Consider the following 19288-nt stretch of genomic DNA (forward strand, 5'->3'; position numbering starts at 1 on the left):
ATTTAGGCTGATTACTAAGTGACTTTAGATAAGTATCTAATAAATTGAGAGCAAATTATTTATGCACAAAATCACCTTGTCTTCGTTGCGGTTCTCTACCCTCATTTTAGCCGTCAGCCTTCTATCCGGTTGCGGGTTTCATCTACGTGGTGATTACACGGTTCCAGAAGAGCTACAAACCATGTCTTTAACCAGCTTTGACCAATATAGCCAGCTAACTCGTGACATCAAAACAAAGCTCGTTCAAATCAATATTTCACTGGTAACGCCTGCTGCTAACGTACCCAACATGCATTTAATTAGTGAGACGATTTCTGAGCGTACACTCTCTCTTTACCAAAATAGCCGTGTAGCTGAAAAAGAACTGACCTATACCGCCAGTTATCGAGTAACGGTGCCTAACTTGGGCAGTAATACATTTAGTACCCGAGTAACACGCAACTACTTAGATAACCCATTAACGGCTTTAGCTAAATCTGTAGAAAGAGATGGGATTGAAGATGAGATGCGTGAACAAGCTGCAAGCCAGATGATTCGTCAAATGTCTCGTCTGAGAGCCGATTACGATGCCAATATGATTCTAGATGAGCCAGCTAACAACTCAATTGAGCACCGAGAGTAGCATGAGAGTATATGCTGATAAACTGGCTGACCACTTAACGAAGCAGCTTAATAATGTGTATCTTATCTTTGGAAATGAGCCTTTACTCGTTCAAGAAAGCCGAGAAGCGATCAATCAACAGGCTTTGCAACAAGGGTTTGAAGAGAAACATCGCTTTGTTGTCGATAATAATCTTGATTGGAATAAGGTCAATGATTGCTGCCAAGCTCTGAGTCTGTTTTCTAGTCGCCAGATTATTGAATTAGAAATTCCAGAGTCTGGAATTAATGCCGCCATAGCCAAGTCATTACTTGAACTTTCCGAAGCACTGCATAACGATATTTTATTGCTGGTTATTGGTAGCAAACTGACTAAAGCACAAGAAAATGCCAAGTGGTTTAAAGCACTTTCATCGCAAGGAAGTTTTGTTACTTGTTTGACGCCAGATATGCAACGTTTACCACAATTTGTTCAGCAACGATGCTATAAACTGGGCTTAAAACCGGAGCCTGAAGCGCTGCAAATGCTCGCTCAATGGCATGAAGGTAATCTGCTAGCATTAGTACAAAGCCTAGAGAAACTCACTCTACTCTATCCCGATGGTCATTTAACCCTCATTCGCCTAGAAGAGGCATTAAGTCGTCATAACCACTTTACGACCTTCCATTGGATTGATGCTTTATTAGCAGGAAAAGGAAATCGTAGCCAACGGATTTTACGCCAACTTGATAGTGAAGGGATTGAATCCATCATTTTATTGCGCAGTATTCAAAAAGAATTGATGTTATTGCTCACTATGCAGCAACAATTGATGAATATGTCACTATCACAGGTTTACGATCAGCACCGTATCTGGCAATCTAAGCGCCCTCTTTATCAAGCAAGCCTACAACGCTTGCCGAGAAAGAAAATTCAACGACTATTGTCGTTATTAGCACAAGCTGAATTATTGGCCAAAACACAGTATGAACTGTCTCCTTGGCCACTACTTAGCCAGTTAAGTCTAGAAATGTGCCAGCCTAACAGCGTAGAGCTACCTTTCTAAGTTTAACGATTATTACCTTTATTTATGAACACTCTCATCATCATTATTAATTGTGGGAGTTCAACCCCAGAGGAACACGCCGTGTTACGCGAAGAACTGAAAGATTTTTTAGCTGATAAAGCCGACGATATGAAAGCTGAAAACATCCAAATCATCAACGTTGAAGGCAAATCAAACGTTACTGACTTTATGATCGTTTGTACTGGTACATCAAAGCGTCACGTTGCTTCTATTGCTGAACACGCATCTGAAGAAGTAAAGAAAATGGGCATGGACCCACTTGCTATGGACGGTGAAGAACAAGGTGAATGGGTTATCCTAGATATGGGTACCAGCATGCTACACGTTATGCAAGAAGAGCAACGTGAGCTATACCAACTAGAAAAACTTTGGGGCTAAGCTTTGAAAATTCAACTGATTGCTGTTGGAACAAAGATGCCCAAGTGGGTCGAAGAAGGCTTCCAAGAGTACCGTCGTCGATTCCCGCATGATATGCCATTGGAGTTAATCGAGATCCAAGCAGGAAAACGCGGTAAAAATGCTGACATTGTAAGAATTCTGCAAAAAGAAGGCGAAGCGATGTTAGCAGCCGTGCCAAAAGGAAATCGAATTGTTACTCTCGACATCCCTGGTAAAAAGTGGGATACCGAGCAGCTAGCCCAACAGCTAGAAAGTTGGAAACTCGATGCACGTGATGTTTCTATCCTGATCGGTGGACCTGAAGGGTTAGCGCCAGCTTGTAAAGCAGCAGCGGAGCAAAGTTGGTCCTTATCGGCACTAACGCTACCCCATCCTCTCGTTCGCGTCATTATGGCTGAAAGTCTATATCGCGCCTGGAGCATTACTACTAATCATCCGTATCATCGAGAATAAACGTTAATGTTACGTAAACGTAGCCAAATACGAGATTACAAAGCGGAAGCGCGGTTATTTACTAACCGCGCGATTGCCTCTTTTATCGGCATCATCCTTATGATGGGTCTGCTGATCGCTAATCTTTATAATATTCAAGTTAATCAATTCCAAGATTATAAAACCCGTTCAAACGATAACCGCATTAAAGTCGTCCCTATCGCACCAAATCGTGGGCTCATTTACGATCGTAACGGCGTTCTACTGGCTGAAAACCGCCCTGTTTATAACTTAGAAATCATCCCTGAAAAAGTAACCGATATGGAGGATACGATTACACGCCTTCAATCTATACTACTTATTACCTCTGAAGAGATTGCCCATTTTGAAAAAGAGCGCCGTCGTACTCGTCGTTTCAAATCGGTACCGCTACTCTCTCAGTTAGATGAACAACAGGTTGCCCTTTTTTCAGTTAATCAACATAAATTCCCTGGCGTTGAAATTACCGCAACGTTAAAGCGTTACTACCCTTATAGCAGTGCTCTTACGCATGTTATTGGTTATGTCTCGCGCATCAATGACCGAGACATTCAACGCTTAGTACGCGAAGACAAAGATGCAAACTACAAAGCAACCCGAGATATCGGCAAACTCGGCATCGAACGCTATTATGAAGATCTTTTACACGGCACGGCTGGCTATCAAGAAGTTGAAGTAAACAGTCGTGGTCGTGTCATTCGTACCCTAAAATACCAACCACCAGTACCAGGTAAAGATATTGTCTTAAACCTTGATATCGAGTTGCAACTTTATGTTTATAAGCTGCTCGATGGACGACGTGGCTCTGGTGTCGTACTTGATCCGAAGGATAATGGTGTTTTAGCGATGGTTTCCAGCCCGAGTTATAACCCGAACTCCTTCGTTCATGGCATCTCTGTTAAGGGCTATAATGAATTACTCAATAACCCTGACCGCCCTTTAGTTAACCGCTCAACATTAGGCATCTACCCACCAGCCTCCACGGTCAAACCTTTTATTGCGGTTGCGGCATTAGAAGAAGGGGTTATCACACCAAGAACTAGCCGTAACGACCCTGGTTACTGGACAATCCCTAACTCAAAAACCAAACCGTTTCGAGACTGGTTACGTTGGGGGCATGGTCATGTGAATATATCGAAAGCTATTGAAGAGTCGGTTGATACTTTCTTTTATCAGATCGCTTATGACTTAGGCATCGACCGCTTATCGAGTTGGATGATGATGTTTGGTTTTGGTGACTACACTGGCATCGATATTGGTGAAGAAAGTAAAGCAAATATGCCAACACGAGAGTGGAAGCGTGCTCGACATCGTACTCCATGGTATCAAGGTGACACGATTCCTGTGGGGATTGGTCAAGGGTATTGGACAGCAACACCAATGCAAATCGCCAAAGCGACCTCAGTTTTAGTTAATCATGGTCAAGTGATTGCACCTCACCTATTACGTTCAACCATCGATAATGGTGAAGCGTTTAGCACGCAAAGTGAAGCTGACATCGTCACTTATCCACCAATAGAAAACGTACCTGAAAAGTACTGGGATATTGCAATTGATGGTATGCGTCGAGTGAATCACGGTGTTCGTGGCACTGCTCGCCGACACTTTCAAGACAGTAGTTATGTCAGTGCGGGTAAATCAGGTACGGCTCAAGTCTTTGGATTAAGAGAAGACCAAAAATATAATGCCGATGAACTCGCTGAACACTTACGTGATCACGCTTTATTTACGGGCTTTGCTCCTGTTAAGGACCCAGAGTTAATTGTCACCCTTGTATTAGAGAATGCTGGCGGAGGTTCAACAAATGGCGCACCTCTTGCGCGTAAGATTTTTGATCATGTCATTTTAGATACTAGTAATAACCCGGAAGATAAATAATGAAACTTGATCCATCAACAGGGCAAAGCCGAGCGTTTTTTGAACGTCTGCATATTGATTTGCCACTATTATTGGGCATTATAGTATTAATGGGCTTTGGTCTTGTGGTTATGTATAGCGCAAGTGGTCAAAGCCTAGCGATGATGGATCGCCAAGCTATGCGTATGGCACTCTCTCTCGTGGTTATGATCGGTTTAGCACAAATTCCACCGCGAACTTATGAGAGTTTCGCACCTGCGTTATTTGGAGTAGGTATAATTCTTCTCCTTGGGGTACTTTTTTTTGGTGAATCCTCAAAAGGTGCTCAGCGCTGGTTAAACCTAGGTTTCATTCGATTCCAGCCCTCTGAGCTACTAAAACTAGCAGTACCATTAATGGTGGCTAGGTTTATTGGTAAACATAGCCTTCCAGCAAGCTTTCAAACATTAATGATCTCTTTAGTCATGGTGGTTGTGCCAACGATCCTTATTGCTAAACAACCCGATCTGGGAACCTCTATACTGATTGCCGCCTCTGGTATCTTTGTTATTTTCTTATCTGGCATCAGTTGGAAAATCATCGCGGGTGCAGCCCTAAGTTTAGGTGCGTTTGTTCCCGTATTATGGTTTTTCTTAATGCGTGAGTATCAAAAGGTACGTGTAAGGACTCTGTTTGATCCAGAATCCGATCCATTAGGCGCTGGTTACCATATTATCCAAAGTAAAATCGCCATTGGTTCTGGTGGTTTATCGGGCAAAGGCTGGATGCAAGGCACACAATCACAATTGGAGTTTTTACCAGAAAGACATACTGATTTTATTTTTGCTGTTATTGGTGAAGAGTGGGGCATGCTCGGTGTACTACTTCTCTTAGCGCTCTACCTTTTCATTATTGGTCGAGGCTTATATCTGGCTAGTCAAGCACAAACGGCTTTTGGTCGTATGATGGCAGGCAGTATTGTGTTAAGTTTTTTTGTTTACATATTTGTTAACATAGGTATGGTTAGCGGTATCTTACCTGTGGTTGGGGTTCCTTTACCATTAATTAGCTATGGTGGTACCTCAATGGTGACTCTTATGGCTGGCTTTGGCATGTTGATGTCCATCCATACCCACAGAAAAGCGTTCTCAAAGGCTACTTAAATAAATGACTATAAAATATCGTACACTTTTGATGACATTGACGTTAATTCTAGCAGGATGCTCGACAAAACCACCGACAGAGAGTGAAGCTCAACCCTCTGAAAATGAACAAGCTGCCGTTGCAGAAGATGTTGAAAATAACGATCCAAATGCAGGGCGTTACAAACTAGAAGATGATGTTGCGCCAGAAAACCCGATCTCCGTTGATCATGTTGAGGAAGCAAGCCCTTCATTTGAGCCCTACAGCACGAGCGGTAACCGTGATTACACCTTAAAAGGACAGCGCTATAAAATTATTCAAGATACTGCAGATTTCACTGAAACCGGTAAAGCTTCTTGGTATGGTGCTAAATTTCATGGTCATTTAACTTCAAATGGTGAAGTCTATGACATGTATTCCATGTCAGCCGCGCATAAGACATTACCGATTCCAAGCTATGTTAAAGTAACGAATACCGATAATGACGCGAGTACAGTGGTGCGTATTAATGATCGCGGTCCATTTCACGACGAAAGAATTATCGACTTAAGCTATGCCGCTGCCTATAAACTTGATGTAATCAAAACCGGTACAGCTAATGTTAAAATCGAAGTACTGAATACGCCTAAAAAAGACAGCAGTGGTAATAGAATTAATTTGCACCCTGTCTATGCAGTGCAATTTCTAACATCAGCACATAAAGAGCGTACTGAAAATGTAGCGATAGAAGTCAGTAAGGCACTCTCTGAAGAGACCTACTTAGATAAAAATGACTCTCAATATAGAGCGCTGGTTGGTCCATTTGATGATTATACATTGACTCAATCCGTTCTTAAAGAAGTCAAAGCACTTGGCTACCCATCAGCTTTTATTAAAACGATCAGTGCATCGTTGAACGAAGGAAATAAGATCTAAGCATTAACCGAAACTTTACCGTAGATTAGCTTTCTACCCTACGGTAAGTTTTCTGTTAGTATCCTAATAATTCACTAACAAAATTGCATTCATAATGATTAAAACTACCTTGAAATCTGTTGCTCTTTCTTCTATTGCATTAACAGCAATATGGGCATCTACAGCAAACGCGGCACCTAGTGTTGTACCTGATTCACCACAAATTGCTGCAAAAGGCTTTGTCTTAATGGATTATCATTCTGGCAAAATACTCGCGCAAAAAGCGATGGATGAAAAGCTATCACCTGCAAGTTTAACCAAAATGATGACCAGCTATGTCATCGGCCAAGAGTTAAAGCAAGGTAACATTACGCCTGAAGATAATGTCGTTATTAGCGAAAATGCATGGGCTAAAAACTTCCCTGATTCATCAAAAATGTTCATTGAAGTTGGCACTAGCGTAAAAGTGGCAGACTTAAACCGCGGCATTATTATCCAGTCAGGTAACGATGCTTGTGTGGCAATGGCTGAGCATATTGCTGGCTCTGAAGACGCTTTTGTTGATCTCATGAATGCTTGGGCTGATTCAATTGGCATGACGAACACTCACTTTGCTAATGTTCATGGCTTAGATGATGCTGAGCTTTACTCAACACCTTATGATTTAGCCTTGCTTGGTAAAGCGCTAATCCGTGATGTGCCTGAAGAGTATCGTGTTTACGCTGAGAAAAAATACACTTACAACGGCATTACCCAATATAACCGCAACGGCTTATTGTGGGATAAAAGCATGAATGTAGATGGCATTAAAACCGGTCATACAAGCAATGCTGGCTACAACTTAGTCAGCTCTGCAACTGAAGGAAAAATGCGCCTAGTGGCTGTTGTTATGGGCACCAAAAGTGCCAATGCGCGCAAATCAGAAAGTAAAAAATTATTGAGCTACGGCTTCCGCTTCTTTGATACTGTTGCGCCACACAAAGCGAACGAAACCTTTGTCGAAGAAAAAATTTGGATGGGTAACAAAGATACGGTTGCACTTGGTGTTGATAGCGATACTTATGTCACTCTAGCCCGTGGTCAATCTAAAAAGCTACAAGCAAGCTTCGTTTTAGAAAAAGAGCTAGAAGCACCAATTAGCAAAGGTGATGTGGTTGGTAAACTCTTCTACCAAGTCGATGGTGAAGACGTCGCTGAATACCCGCTGCTTGCATTGGAAAATGTTGAGCAAGGTAGCTTATTTAGCCGCTTATGGGACTACCTAGTTCTAATGATTAAAGGCATGTTCTAAGTACTAATTTTTAATCAAAGCAAACAAAGCCGTATAGAGAAGTTCGCCACTTTAAACGCGACCTTCCCTGCTGCGGCTTTTTTCTATCTTGAGTTCCATCCATATTGGCAGTAATATCCTGCATCAATATTGAAACTCGCTTCCCAATTTTGGAGTCAATCATGAATATTAATTCTGATGCAAAACTAAAAGACCTTTTAGAGTTCCCATGCTCGTTCACTTACAAAGTAATGGGACACGCTAAACCTGAACTACCAGAATTAGTTCTAGAGGTGATTCAACGCCACGCTCCAGGTGATTACAGCCCAACGATCAAGCCGAGTGCTAAAGGTAACTACCACTCAATTTCGATCAATATTACGGCAACATCCATCGAGCAAGTGGAAACACTTTATAAAGAACTTGGTGAAATTGACATCGTACGAATGGTGCTTTAATCACGCTACGTGTTAACTCTTTCATCGAAATAATAGAAAACAGCGACCATGGATTTGGTCGCTGTTTTGCTATCTGGGTAACTCTGTTATTTGCCACGCTTGGTATTAGTATTATTTTAAAAAACCTTGTAACCTGTGGGTGGTTACATTAACCGAACAAGTTTATAATGTATTTACTTTATTAATGACTAGGGACGTTTGCCTTGCAAAATCAGCTGATTGTAAAAAAACTCGGTCGTCAAGATTATGAGCCAATCTGGAAAGCCATGCATGAATTCACCGATAATCGCACTGCTGACTGTGCTGATGAGGTGTGGCTAGTTGAGCACAATCCTGTCTTTACTCAAGGACAAGCTGGAAAAGCTGAGCATATCATCAACCCTGGAGATATACCTGTTGTGCACAGCGATCGCGGTGGGCAAGTCACCTATCACGGTCCCGGACAGTTAGTCGCTTATTTCTTAATAAACCTGCGCCGTAAAAAACTTGGCGTACGTGAGCTTGTTACTCATATTGAAAACCTAGTGATCAATACCCTAAGCTCATACGATATAAACTCCGCAGCGAAACCCGATGCACCTGGCGTTTATGTCGATGGCAAAAAAATCTGTTCACTCGGTTTACGGATCCGTAAAGGCTGCTCCTTCCATGGGCTCGCTTTAAATGTCAATATGGACCTTACCCCCTTTTTACGTATTAACCCATGTGGCTACCAAGGAATGGAAATGACGCAAGTAAATGAGTTAGGTGGACCTGCTGACTTAGCCTTGGTAGAAGATAAATTAATACAAGAAATTATTGAATTACTTAATTATAACCAAGTAGAAACTCGAACTTGAGATCATCACTTATTACGCTGATTTAGGTAATTAAAGTCATAGAGACACAATAATGATTTCGCCCCTTTAAAGTTAGTTACACTATATAGTAGAAGCAGACAATCATGAGCAAACCAATTCAAATGGAAAAAGGCGTTAAATATCGCGACGCTGATAAAATGGCATTGATCCCGGTAAAAAATATGCCTGCAGAAAAAGCTGAAATACTACGTAAGCCTGAATGGATGAGAATTAAACTGCCATCTGACAGTCATCGTATTCAAGAAATCAAATCAGCAATGCGTAAAAATAACCTCCATTCGGTTTGTGAAGAAGCGTCATGCCCTAACTTGGCAGAATGCTTCAACCATGGCACGGCAACCTTCATGATTTTAGGTGCTATTTGTACACGCCGTTGCCCATTTTGCGATGTCGCACATGGTCGCCCTACTGCTCCAGAAGATAATGAGCCACAGAAGCTGGCACAAACTATCAAAGACATGAAGTTAAAATATGTGGTTATTACCTCGGTTGATCGTGATGATCTACGTGATGGTGGTGCAAAACATTTTGCTGACTGTAACCGTGAAATTCGAGCTCTGAATCCAAATATTCAAATTGAAACTCTCGTTCCAGATTTTCGTGGTCGTATGGATAAAGCTTTAGAGTTATTAAAAGATAACCCACCAAATGTCTTTAACCACAACCTAGAAACAGCGCCACGCTTATACCGTAAAGCGCGCCCTGGTGCCAACTACAAATGGTCTTTACAACTGCTACAGAAATTTAAACAGCAGCACCCCGATATTCCCACCAAGTCTGGCGTAATGATGGGGCTGGGTGAAACCAAAGAAGAGATCATTCAAGTATTAAAAGACTTACGTGAGCACGGCGTAACCATGCTGACTCTTGGACAATATTTAGCACCAAGCCGTCATCACTTACCAGTAGAGCGTTACGTGCCGCCCGCTGAATTTGATGAGCTAAAAGAGATCGCTCTTGATCTTGGCTTTACTCACGCGGCATGTGGACCTTTTGTTCGCTCGTCTTACCACGCTGACATGCAAGCTCAAGGTATCGAAGTTAAGTAAGCCATAAACGGCTCTATTTGATAGACAGCTAAAACGACAACATAAAAGGCTGATAGGATAACTCGCTAAGGGTTAATACCAATCAAAGTAAGTAAATGAACCTTATTTACTACGATTGGTATCAATATCAGCCTTTTTTATTAATATTGCTACAACCCAAAGTGGCACAAAACGCAACTGTTGAATACGCTTATACATAGGCCATCAACGCCTATTTTGGTTCATTACACCAAACGTGTTTTCTCTAAACCGTTAATAAGTGGAATTGGTATTATTAATCGAAGACCATTGAGTCAAAGGAATAAATAATGATATTAAAAACAGTAGCGCTAGCATTCACTTTTGCAATGTTACTAAATGGCTGTAGCAGTGGTAACACCAAGCACGATAACTACATGGAAGCTTCATTTGAGCTTTGTAATACCGAAGTAAAACTGTATTCCGTCAGCGATGATGAGCGAGTGCGCATTATTTGTGACGATGACTCGAAGTTTACTTTAAAGAGTGAAGACACCTTAGAAACAATGCGCGAGATTAATATTAATTACTGCGATGGTGAAGGACTGGGTAAATTTAGTGAAAGCAGTAACTACTACTCTTTCCGCTGTAAATCAGGAACGCTGCTTAGTATTCCTAAATAGTAGCCATAAAAAAACCGCTTCATTATGAAGCGGTTTTTAGTATTCATTATGCGATAGACTCACACTTTAAAGTTAAACGCTAAAATTAAGCGTAAACCGGTAAGCGATTACAGATATCTAATACTTTCGCTTTTGTTGCTTCGATAACAGACTCATCGCCCATGTTATCTAGAATGTCACACATCCAACCTGCTAACTCTTTCGCATCAGCTTCAGAGAAACCACGACGAGTAATAGAAGGTGAACCAATACGGATACCAGACGTAACAAACGGGCTACGTGGGTCATTTGGTACTGAGTTCTTATTCACTGTAATGTTCGCTGAACCTAGTGCTGCGTCGGCTTCTTTACCTGTGATATCTTTATCGATTAGGTCAACTAGGAACAGGTGGTTCTCTGTTGAACCTGAAACGATGTTATAGCCACGAGCTAGGAATTCAGCAACCATTGCTTTTGCGTTAGCGACTACGCGAGCTTGGTATTCTTTAAACTCTGGCTCTAATGCTTCTTTAAATGCAACGGCTTTACCAGCAATAACGTGCATCAAAGGACCACCTTGACCGCCAGGGAAGACTGCAGAGTTCAGTTTCTTGTAAAGATCTTCACCTTCATTAGAAAGAATTAGACCGCCACGAGGACCTGCTAATGTTTTGTGCGTTGTTGTGGTAACAACATGCGCATGAGGTACCGGGTTAGGGTAAACACCAGCAGCAATAAGACCAGCAACGTGCGCCATATCAACAAAGAAGTAAGCACCTACTTTGTCAGCGATCTCACGCATGCGAGCCCAATCACAGATTTGAGAGTAAGCAGAGAAGCCACCAATAATCATTTTTGGTTTGTGCTCAACAGCTAGCGCTTCCATCTCTTCGTAATCGATTTGACCTTTCTCATCAATACCGTAAGGAATGATGTTGTACAGTTTACCAGAGAAGTTCACTGGTGAACCGTGCGTAAGGTGACCGCCGTGTGCTAGGCTCATACCTAAAACAGTATCACCCGCATTCAGAAGCGCCATGTAAACGGCATTGTTTGCTTGAGAACCTGAGTGAGGCTGTACGTTTGCGTACTCTGCACCGAAAAGCTCACAAGCACGTTCAATTGCTAATGTTTCTACTTTATCAACAAACTCACAACCGCCGTAGTAACGCTTGCCAGGGTAGCCTTCAGCATACTTATTGGTTAGTTGCGAGCCTTGCGCTTCCATTACACGAGGGCTTGTGTAGTTTTCTGAAGCGATAAGTTCAATATGTTCTTCTTGACGAAGAGTTTCTTCTTGAATTGCTGCGAATAGATCCGCATCGTAATCAGCAATGTTCATGTCACGCTTAAGCATCTGTATCTCCTGACTCAGATTGTACTAAAAGTTTCAAAAAAACCACACAACGACCAAATGCAAACGTTTTCGTCACCGTATCTTGTGACATATATTACATAGTTTGATTTCGATCATAAAGGGCTAATTGCAAAAATTCATATGCAGTTTATTCATAATGACAAGTGATGTATATCATGATGGTATATAGCTTACCATCCATTCACGCTTCTTTGTCAACATCTTACTTTACACTGCGTAAATTGAAGATTACAGAGGCTTGCATTAATTTTTTACCTCTACCTATCGAAACCAACAAGTTTTCTCTATTATTCACGTCTTTATTACTCAGTTAAAAAATAAAATGATGGAAAAACATACATTAAAAGAAGATTGGATCGCTATTTTAACCGGGACATTTTTAGTTGCTCAGGGTGTTTTCTTCCTTCAGTCTGCCAACTTATTAACGGGTGGGACAACGGGGCTTGCCCTACTAGTAAGTCAGTTTATACCTGCAACATTCGGTACGCTTTATTTTATCGCTAACAGCCCTTTCTACTTGTTAGCCTGGAAACGTTTTGGTCGCCAGTTTGCGATCAACAGTGCGATTTCTGGGGCATTAGTTTCTATCATGGCGGATCATCTTTATCTTTTTATTACCCTTGATAGTGTCAATGAAGTCTATTGTGCAGTGGCTGGCGGCTTGTTGATGGGCTTAGGTATGCTGATCTTATTTCGTCATCGCTCAAGTTTGGGGGGCTTTAATGTTCTGTGCCTCTTTATCCAAGACAAGTTTGGTATTTCGGTGGGCAAAACTCAGATGATGATCGACGTCAGCATTCTGTTTACATCGCTATTCTTTTTGCCAGTTTGGACTATTGTGGTATCTATCTTAGGTGCACTAATACTCAATATTGTTTTAGCCATGAATCACAAACCTACACGTTATCAAGTTAATTACAGCCAGAGTAACTAGTTAATTCTTAACCGATAAGAAAACATATAACGTATGTTGCAATATGGGTATGATGGGACAGACATCAATGGGCATAGGTGCCCATTGAATATAACTACAACTTAATACGACAATCCGCAAAAACTGCACGACCAAACTCAAATATTGCCTCTTCACCTTTACTGTATAACGTTACCGCAGTAGTAAAAGTAAAGTCACGATCATCGGTGATATATTTAATACCAGATCCTGAAGGTACTTGAATTAATTGAAAAGTTTCATCTCTAAACTCAAGCAACGCCTTCTTATCTGGCAAATAAAGTACTGAAAAGCCATCATCACCACATAGGTAGCGAACTAGATGACTTTTATTTGAGCCGTCACCATCCATTTTAGGTTGAGAGCAACCGACCAGTGCGATGACCGATAGACTACATGTTGCCAGATTCATTTTCATATTTGCTTCCATTAAATGAACTCTTCCATTTAACAGTAGCAAACAAAACTATGAACTCAAGTAGTTAGGCACATCTTTAATACTATCAACAACAACACTTGCTAACGCCTGACCTTGTTCCGTTACCGGTTTACCTGTGCGAACCAAAATACGAGTACCAACACCAGCAGCCTCGGCAGCCATCATATCTTCTGCTTTATCACCAATCATGACTGAGTTTTGCATATCAATCTTTAGGAAATCACGCGCTGAGATAAACATACCCGGTTTAGGCTTGCGACACTCACAATCTTGTTTATATTCGCCGATGCCATGCTCAGGGTGATGTGGGCAGTAATAAATCCCATCTAATTCAACACCGTTATCAACAAAATTCCAATCCATCCATTGCGTTAAAGATAAGAAGCGATCTTCACTAAACTTACCACGCGCAATACCAGATTGGTTAGTCACAAGAACTAATAAATACCCCATCTTCTTGAATGCTTGAGCGGCTTCAAACACACCATCGATGTACTCAAAGTCATGTTCATCATGTACATAACCGTGATCAACATTGATCACCCCATCACGATCTAAAAAAACTGCTGGTTTTGCCAAAATTGAGTTCTCTATCTAGCTAACTTATGCCTCTAATTATCGCATGCTTTATTTACTACAGCACGACCTAATTGCCTTTTAGCCGTCTAGACGTCAAAATATCTATTGACTTAAATCAAGGAAAGCCATAGCATCACCTACGAATTGAGAGAACACTCAACATTTTATATCGCTCACCTGCACAGGTTTTTTACATGATTGAAATTAATCAAGTTAACAAGGTCTTTTATCAAGGCACAAAAGAAATTCATGCCTTAAAAAATATTAACCTTCATATTCCTCAAGGCCACATCTTTGGTGTTATCGGGTCATCGGGTGCAGGGAAAAGCACACTAATTCGTTGTGTCAATATGTTAGAAGCTCCTACCGATGGATCGGTTATTGTTGATGGTGTTGATCTAACGACATTAAATCAATCAGAACTTTGCGAAGCGCGTCGTAACATTGGTATGATTTTCCAACATTTCAATTTACTCTCTTCACGCACTGTATTTAATAACGTTGCTTTGCCACTTGAGCTGGCAGGAAAAAGCAGCACATACATTGAAGGTAAAGTGACGCCTTTACTTGAACTTGTGGGTCTAGCGGATAAGCATGACACCTACCCTGCAAATCTTAGTGGCGGTCAAAAGCAGCGTGTGGCAATTGCTCGAGCTCTTGCTTCAGATCCAAAAGTACTGCTTTGTGATGAAGCAACCAGTGCGCTTGATCCTGCGACAACGCAATCTATTTTAGAGCTACTACGTGACATCAACCGCCAATTAAATATTACTATTTTGCTGATCACCCATGAAATGGATGTAGTAAAAAGTATCTGCCATGAAGTGGCTATCATTGGTGGCGGTGAATTGGTTGAAAAAGGCACGGTTGGTGACATTTTTGCTCACCCGAAAACAGAACTTGCCCATCAGTTTATTCGTTCAACTTTAGATCTATCAATTCCAGAAGATTATCAAGCCCGTTTGCAAGCGACACGTGTCGAAGGAAGTCATCCACTAGTACGTTTAGAGTTTACTGGTGCAACGGTTAACGCGCCTCTGATTACTCAAATTGCTCGTCAGTTCACTATCGACGTGAGTATTTTAAGCTCCGATCTGGATTACGCTGGCGGCGTTAAGTTTGGCATGATGGTTGCCGAATTCTTTGGTGATGAAGCAAACGATAATGCTGCAATTCAATTCCTACGCGACAACAATGTAAAAGTAGAGGTGCTTGGCTATGTCCTTTAATTCTTTCTCACTCAATGCAATTATTGACTGGTTGAACTTCAATAGCAGCTTATTACTTGGCGCTACTGGTGAAACCTTATACATGGTAGCGGTTGCCGGTATTGTTGGCTTTGCTGTTGGTATTCCTCTTGGTGTTATTTTACATATCACTAAAAAAGGCGGGTTATCTGAAAATATCCGCTTTAACCAAATTTTAGGCGCTATCGTCAATGTGGGTCGTTCTGTTCCATTTTTAGTGCTTATGGTAGCGATTATTCCGCTAACTAAGTTACTGATTGGCACCTTTATCGGCACCAGTGCAGCGATCGTTCCTCTGACCATCGGTGCGATTCCTTTTGTAGCACGATTAATTGAAAGCGCTCTACTAGAAGTACCCACTGGACTTGTTGAAGCCGCTCAATCAATGGGTGCGACTCCAACGCAAATTATTACTAAAGTACTGCTGCCAGAAGCGCTACCAACGATTATTAACTCAGTGACAATTACACTGGTTACGCTGGTGAGTTACTCAGCAATGGCAGGAACGGTTGGCGGCGGCGGTCTAGGTGATGTTGCCATTCGTTACGGCTTCCATCGCTATGATGTCACTATCATGAGTGTTACCGTGGTTATGCTGATTATTTTAGTGCAAATCATTCAATCTATTGGTGACCGCATCGTCTCTCGCGTCGATCATCGATAACCATAACAACAATAATGTTATAAAAAATATTAATAAGTTAGATTCAAATATGAAAAGGAAAATACGTATGAAATTTAAAAGCTTAGTCGCTATTATTGTCGCTACATCTACCCTTTTATTATCAGGCTGTGGTGACAAAGAAACCGATAACTCAACCATCAAAGTCGGTGTAATTGCAGGTGCTGAAGCACAAGTGGCTGAAGTTGCAGCTAAAGTAGCAAAAGAGAAATACGACCTTGATGTTCAGTTGGTGACTTTTACCGATTACGTAACGCCAAATGCTGCACTTGATGATGGCTCTGTTGATGTCAATGCATTCCAACATAAACCATATTTAGATCAGCAAGTAAGCGACCGTGGCTATAAGCTAACTATCGCAGGTAACTCATTTGTTTACCCAATTGCAGGCTACTCTAAGCAAGTAAAATCGGTTGATGAACTACAAGATCGTGATCGTATTGCCGTACCAAACGATCCAACGAACCTAGGTCGTTCACTGATCCTACTTGAGCAACAAGGTTTAATTACACTGCGTGAAGGTTCTGGTCTACAAGCAACCGTTCGTGACATTGTTGCTAACCCAAAAAACCTAGCCATTATTGAACTAGACGCAGCTCAACTGCCGCGTTCTCTGGATGATGTTGCTCTATCTATCATCAATACCACTTACGCAAGTAGCCTAGGTTTAACACCACAAAAAGATGGTATTTTTGTTGAAGATAAAGAGTCTCCATACGTAAACCTAATCGTAGCGCGTGAAGATAACGTTAATGACGAAAATGTGCAAAACTTCATTAAATCATACCAAACGGAAGAAGTGTACAACGCAGCATTAGATATCTTTAAAGATGGTGTAATTAAAGGTTGGTAATCAATGCGCTTACCTTAGCGACTATAGAGCTTAGGTAAAACATAGATAACAAAAAGGCGCGGATTCTTCCCTCTTGATTATTTAGAGGAGTAAGAACCGCGCCTTTTTTGTCATAATAGTTTTAGCCTTTCAGCAATGATGCGAGGGATTATATTTAAGTATTACTTAAGATGATCCCAAGAGATATTCGAGACTAAACGGCAATCATCACATTTGAAGTAAAAGATATCATGCAAAGGTTCATCTAATAGCCACTCACCACCACACTTAGGACACTTACGCGCCTTCTCCGCCGCTAAGCTAGTGCCACCAACTCGATACTGGTAGTAGTAGGTTGGTACTTTCGATAGAAACTCAATGCGACCGCGTAAATCCCAGCCACGACGAAATAGAACACTTTTCTCATCACTGATTTCCGCTAACGTTGCATGCTCAGCTCGACAACCGCCCGCCATTTGCACTTCATCACACGCTTGCCATTCCGTTTGCCATTTTACAACGGCTTTATGGTCACCATTGGAAACCGCAGGGTAGCGATAAAGTGGGATTGGTAGAAGTGACTCACCACTGCGTAATGGCGAACAAGTATGTACGTATGTTGTGTAAAGAACTTGCCAGCTTGGTACTTCTTCTTCTGCAACTTGTTCTGAATTTAAGTCACGACCTAATAAACGCATTTTCGGCGCTAATAAGCTCGCTTGCGATAAATGGTCTAAACATACCTTAACAAAATCAGAATGATACCTTGGGTGTAAACTATCCTCTTCTGGGCATACCACGCGCACAAAGAACTCACCTTCGCCCATTGCGATAGGGAACTCTCGCCCGAGTACTTGACCATTAAGACGCCAAGCATCCATTAAACCATTGATGGCTTTATCTACCGCGGAAATAGTGGTGTTATCAAAACATTCAAACTGAAGTTCAACAATATACATGTTATACCTCTGCCTCTAAACGGTTAAGAAAGTCTGCCACATTATCCGCTAACACATCGCGCTTTGACGTACCTAAGCGCTCTAAAATAACATTACCGCTTAGATTACAGATTGAAATAACGTCCAAATCGGCATCCGTTGCGCCAATAAAGACGGTTGGCTTAAGCTTTAAACGACGTTGCGTAACAAGGTGACCTAAGATGTTTTCTTGTAAGCGTACAAAATCTTCCTCACTCCATACCTGCAGTAACGTCAACGCATTGCCTTGCCATTTAGCTTCCATATCAGCGCTGTATTGTGAGCCGTAGAATGCTTTAATATCATCATGCAGAGTCAGTTCAATACCCTGCTCAACATTCGAAAAGTCCGCCTCTTTATCTAGGTGATAAGGCTGCCAAAACACGCCTTCATCACTTTTTTTCTCAACGCATGGAGAAACAAAGTCCATCAATTCTTCACTTATCGGCAAAGAGTTGTACTTATCTTGCCAAGCCTGTAAATATTTCTGACTAAAAGCAAGCAAAGCGTTGGTTGTGAGGTTGGACTTTTCGGCAAAATTCGCCATGTACAGCTCCTAATGATACAGATAATCATGAATACCCCATCTTTCGAACACTTATCTGCCCGCATCTAATGACAGCGAAAGGGGGATTAAGTAAAATTGGCACTATTCTAATCGAATTTGAAATGAAAGTATGAGTAAATATTCTAACGCGAAAGAACTAGCAGGACTTACGCTTGGTCAAACGACTGAGTATTCAAATCAATATGATCCAAGCCTCCTTCAGCCTGTACCCCGCAGTTTAAATCGTGATGATTTACAACTTGGCGAAGCGTTGCCTTTTAAAGGTACCGATATCTGGACAATGTATGAGTTATCTTGGCTTAATGACAAGGGCTTACCTCAAGTTGCCATCGGTGATGTTTTTATTCCTGCAACCAGCGCTAACTTGATTGAATCAAAATCTTTCAAGTTGTACTTAAATAGCTACAATCAAACTCGATTCAATGACTGGAGCAGTGTAGAAAACCGCTTGATGCATGATTTATCGGCTTGCGCTGGTGAGACGGTTACGGTTCGTATTCATCCAGTAACCAGCTACACAGAGCAACCTATCGTGACAATGCAAGGTGAATGTATTGACCATCAAGATATTGAAATCAGCAACTATGATTTCGATGCGACCATTCTGGAGCAAGCCGTTCCGACAGGCTCGCCTATTGTGAGTGAATCTCTGCATAGCCACCTGCTAAAATCGAACTGTTTAATCACCAACCAGCCTGACTGGGGAAGTGTAGAAATTATTTACAACGGTGCGCAAATTAATCGTGAAGTATTATTGCGTTACATCGTTTCATTCCGTGAGCACAATGAGTTCCACGAACAGTGTGTTGAACGTATATTTACTGATATCATGCAATACTGTAAACCGACTGAACTGACGGTTTATGCTCGTTATACTCGTCGTGGTGGACTTGATATCAACCCATTCCGCTCTACTCACACTACCAAGCCTGCTCATAATCAACGTATGGCTCGCCAATAATTACCG

At 41.6% G+C, this 19288-nt stretch carries 21 protein-coding genes and 1 pseudogene; 17 read left to right on the top strand and 5 right to left on the bottom strand.

Annotated features, from left to right (window positions below; genetic code table 11):
- Nucleotides 1–61: 61 nt before the first annotated feature.
- From lptE to BCU68_RS15990, 12 genes and pseudogenes are all read left to right on the top strand, one after another.
- Nucleotides 62–559, top strand: a pseudogene (gene lptE, locus BCU68_RS15935) (LPS assembly lipoprotein LptE); the annotation flags it as partial.
- Between the two features lie 64 nt (nt 560–623).
- Complete coding sequence (gene holA / locus BCU68_RS15940; RefSeq protein WP_102565723.1) at nt 624–1646, top strand: DNA polymerase III subunit delta; 1023 nt, start codon at nt 624–626, stop codon at nt 1644–1646.
- Between the two features lie 81 nt (nt 1647–1727).
- Nucleotides 1728–2045, top strand: a complete 318-nt coding sequence (rsfS, locus tag BCU68_RS15945; RefSeq protein ID WP_102565724.1) for a ribosome silencing factor — start codon at nt 1728–1730, stop codon at nt 2043–2045.
- A 3-nt stretch (nt 2046–2048) separates the two neighbouring features.
- Nucleotides 2049–2519, top strand: a complete 471-nt coding sequence (gene rlmH / locus BCU68_RS15950) for a 23S rRNA (pseudouridine(1915)-N(3))-methyltransferase RlmH (RefSeq protein WP_102565725.1) — start codon at nt 2049–2051, stop codon at nt 2517–2519.
- 6 nt (nt 2520–2525) lie between these two features.
- Nucleotides 2526–4415: a penicillin-binding protein 2 gene (gene mrdA, locus BCU68_RS15955; RefSeq protein ID WP_102565726.1), complete on the top strand. Its 1890-nt coding sequence runs from the start codon at nt 2526–2528 to the stop codon at nt 4413–4415.
- The gene (rodA, locus tag BCU68_RS15960; RefSeq protein WP_102565727.1) at nt 4415–5536 is read left to right on the top strand and encodes a rod shape-determining protein RodA; all 1122 of its coding nucleotides are present in this window, start codon (nt 4415–4417) and stop codon (nt 5534–5536) included. The genes mrdA and rodA overlap by 1 nt, the downstream gene beginning before the upstream one ends.
- Nucleotides 5537–5540: 4 nt before the next feature.
- Nucleotides 5541–6431 carry a septal ring lytic transglycosylase RlpA family protein gene (locus BCU68_RS15965; protein ID WP_241901394.1) on the top strand — a complete coding sequence of 297 codons (891 nt, stop codon included), beginning with the start codon at nt 5541–5543 and terminating at the stop codon, nt 6429–6431.
- Between the two features lie 94 nt (nt 6432–6525).
- Nucleotides 6526–7701, top strand: coding sequence for a serine hydrolase (locus tag BCU68_RS15970; RefSeq protein ID WP_102565728.1), 1176 nt, complete (start codon nt 6526–6528; stop codon nt 7699–7701).
- A 158-nt stretch (nt 7702–7859) separates the two neighbouring features.
- The gene (ybeD, locus tag BCU68_RS15975) at nt 7860–8138 is read left to right on the top strand and encodes a DUF493 family protein YbeD (protein ID WP_102565826.1); all 279 of its coding nucleotides are present in this window, start codon (nt 7860–7862) and stop codon (nt 8136–8138) included.
- A 203-nt stretch (nt 8139–8341) separates the two neighbouring features.
- Nucleotides 8342–8977: a lipoyl(octanoyl) transferase LipB gene (gene lipB / locus BCU68_RS15980; protein WP_102565729.1), complete on the top strand. Its 636-nt coding sequence runs from the start codon at nt 8342–8344 to the stop codon at nt 8975–8977.
- 104 nt (nt 8978–9081) lie between these two features.
- Nucleotides 9082–10047 (top strand): lipoyl synthase, encoded by a 966-nt coding sequence (gene lipA, locus BCU68_RS15985; RefSeq protein ID WP_102565730.1) that lies wholly within the window; start codon nt 9082–9084, stop codon nt 10045–10047.
- A 308-nt stretch (nt 10048–10355) separates the two neighbouring features.
- The gene (locus BCU68_RS15990; RefSeq protein WP_102565731.1) at nt 10356–10688 is read left to right on the top strand and encodes a hypothetical protein; all 333 of its coding nucleotides are present in this window, start codon (nt 10356–10358) and stop codon (nt 10686–10688) included.
- A gap of 85 nt (nt 10689–10773) precedes the next feature.
- Here BCU68_RS15990 and glyA read toward each other — a convergent pair whose 3' ends face one another.
- Nucleotides 10774–12024, bottom strand: a complete 1251-nt coding sequence (glyA, locus tag BCU68_RS15995; protein WP_102565732.1) for a serine hydroxymethyltransferase — start codon at nt 12022–12024, stop codon at nt 10774–10776.
- A 346-nt stretch (nt 12025–12370) separates the two neighbouring features.
- On the opposite strand from glyA, the gene BCU68_RS16000 reads away from it, so the two are divergent.
- Complete coding sequence (locus BCU68_RS16000) at nt 12371–12979, top strand: YitT family protein (RefSeq protein ID WP_102565827.1); 609 nt, start codon at nt 12371–12373, stop codon at nt 12977–12979.
- Between the two features lie 94 nt (nt 12980–13073).
- Here BCU68_RS16000 and BCU68_RS16005 read toward each other — a convergent pair whose 3' ends face one another.
- A complete protein-coding gene (locus BCU68_RS16005; protein ID WP_157935206.1) occupies nt 13074–13415 on the bottom strand; it encodes an MliC family protein in 342 nt (113 codons plus the stop codon).
- 48 nt (nt 13416–13463) lie between these two features.
- On the bottom strand, nt 13464–14015 hold the full coding sequence (gmhB, locus tag BCU68_RS16010; protein ID WP_102565734.1) for a D-glycero-beta-D-manno-heptose 1,7-bisphosphate 7-phosphatase: 552 nt from the start codon (nt 14013–14015) through the stop codon (nt 13464–13466).
- A 194-nt stretch (nt 14016–14209) separates the two neighbouring features.
- Between gmhB and metN the strand changes: the two genes are divergently transcribed.
- The 3 genes from metN (at nt 14210) to BCU68_RS16025 (ending at nt 16797) form a co-directional block, all read left to right on the top strand.
- The gene (gene metN / locus BCU68_RS16015; RefSeq protein ID WP_102565735.1) at nt 14210–15244 is read left to right on the top strand and encodes a methionine ABC transporter ATP-binding protein MetN; all 1035 of its coding nucleotides are present in this window, start codon (nt 14210–14212) and stop codon (nt 15242–15244) included.
- Nucleotides 15234–15926 carry a methionine ABC transporter permease gene (locus BCU68_RS16020; RefSeq protein ID WP_102565736.1) on the top strand — a complete coding sequence of 231 codons (693 nt, stop codon included), beginning with the start codon at nt 15234–15236 and terminating at the stop codon, nt 15924–15926. The genes metN and BCU68_RS16020 overlap by 11 nt, the downstream gene beginning before the upstream one ends.
- Before the next feature lie 67 nt (nt 15927–15993).
- Nucleotides 15994–16797, top strand: coding sequence for a MetQ/NlpA family lipoprotein (locus tag BCU68_RS16025; protein WP_102565737.1), 804 nt, complete (start codon nt 15994–15996; stop codon nt 16795–16797).
- A 161-nt stretch (nt 16798–16958) separates the two neighbouring features.
- On the opposite strand, the gene BCU68_RS16030 is transcribed toward BCU68_RS16025, so the two are convergent.
- Together BCU68_RS16030 and syd are read right to left on the bottom strand one after the other, a co-directional pair.
- Nucleotides 16959–17735, bottom strand: a complete 777-nt coding sequence (locus tag BCU68_RS16030) for a Zn-ribbon-containing protein (RefSeq protein WP_102565738.1) — start codon at nt 17733–17735, stop codon at nt 16959–16961.
- Nucleotide 17736: 1 nt separating this feature from the next.
- Nucleotides 17737–18300, bottom strand: coding sequence for a SecY-interacting protein (gene syd / locus BCU68_RS16035; RefSeq protein WP_102565739.1), 564 nt, complete (start codon nt 18298–18300; stop codon nt 17737–17739).
- A gap of 130 nt (nt 18301–18430) precedes the next feature.
- Here syd and queF point away from each other — a divergent pair, with 130 nt between their 5' ends.
- Nucleotides 18431–19282 (top strand): NADPH-dependent 7-cyano-7-deazaguanine reductase QueF, encoded by an 852-nt coding sequence (gene queF / locus BCU68_RS16040; RefSeq protein WP_102565740.1) that lies wholly within the window; start codon nt 18431–18433, stop codon nt 19280–19282.
- The last annotated feature ends 6 nt before the right edge of the window (nt 19283–19288 follow it).

This window comes from Vibrio sp. 10N.286.49.B3 (assembly GCF_002873395.1).
Classification (GTDB): domain Bacteria; phylum Pseudomonadota; class Gammaproteobacteria; order Enterobacterales; family Vibrionaceae; genus Vibrio.

What these genes read in the sequence shown, in the direction of transcription:
- glyA (WP_102565732.1), bottom strand. Translation starts at nt 12,024, where the DNA reads ATGCTTAAGCGTGACATGAACATTGCTGATTACGATGCGGATCTATTC.
- BCU68_RS15970 (WP_102565728.1), top strand. Translation starts at nt 6,526, where the DNA reads ATGATTAAAACTACCTTGAAATCTGTTGCTCTTTCTTCTATTGCATTA.
- BCU68_RS16020 (WP_102565736.1), top strand. Translation starts at nt 15,234, where the DNA reads ATGTCCTTTAATTCTTTCTCACTCAATGCAATTATTGACTGGTTGAAC.
- lipA (WP_102565730.1), top strand. Translation starts at nt 9,082, where the DNA reads ATGAGCAAACCAATTCAAATGGAAAAAGGCGTTAAATATCGCGACGCT.
- BCU68_RS16025 (WP_102565737.1), top strand. Translation starts at nt 15,994, where the DNA reads ATGAAATTTAAAAGCTTAGTCGCTATTATTGTCGCTACATCTACCCTT.
- holA (WP_102565723.1), top strand. Translation starts at nt 624, where the DNA reads ATGAGAGTATATGCTGATAAACTGGCTGACCACTTAACGAAGCAGCTT.
- metN (WP_102565735.1), top strand. Translation starts at nt 14,210, where the DNA reads ATGATTGAAATTAATCAAGTTAACAAGGTCTTTTATCAAGGCACAAAA.
- BCU68_RS16005 (WP_157935206.1), bottom strand. Translation starts at nt 13,415, where the DNA reads ATGAAAATGAATCTGGCAACATGTAGTCTATCGGTCATCGCACTGGTC.
- syd (WP_102565739.1), bottom strand. Translation starts at nt 18,300, where the DNA reads ATGGCGAATTTTGCCGAAAAGTCCAACCTCACAACCAACGCTTTGCTT.
- mrdA (WP_102565726.1), top strand. Translation starts at nt 2,526, where the DNA reads ATGTTACGTAAACGTAGCCAAATACGAGATTACAAAGCGGAAGCGCGG.
- rodA (WP_102565727.1), top strand. Translation starts at nt 4,415, where the DNA reads ATGAAACTTGATCCATCAACAGGGCAAAGCCGAGCGTTTTTTGAACGT.
- BCU68_RS16030 (WP_102565738.1), bottom strand. Translation starts at nt 17,735, where the DNA reads ATGTATATTGTTGAACTTCAGTTTGAATGTTTTGATAACACCACTATT.
- BCU68_RS15965 (WP_241901394.1), top strand. Translation starts at nt 5,541, where the DNA reads ATGACTATAAAATATCGTACACTTTTGATGACATTGACGTTAATTCTA.
- BCU68_RS16000 (WP_102565827.1), top strand. Translation starts at nt 12,371, where the DNA reads ATGGAAAAACATACATTAAAAGAAGATTGGATCGCTATTTTAACCGGG.
- BCU68_RS15990 (WP_102565731.1), top strand. Translation starts at nt 10,356, where the DNA reads ATGATATTAAAAACAGTAGCGCTAGCATTCACTTTTGCAATGTTACTA.
- queF (WP_102565740.1), top strand. Translation starts at nt 18,431, where the DNA reads ATGAGTAAATATTCTAACGCGAAAGAACTAGCAGGACTTACGCTTGGT.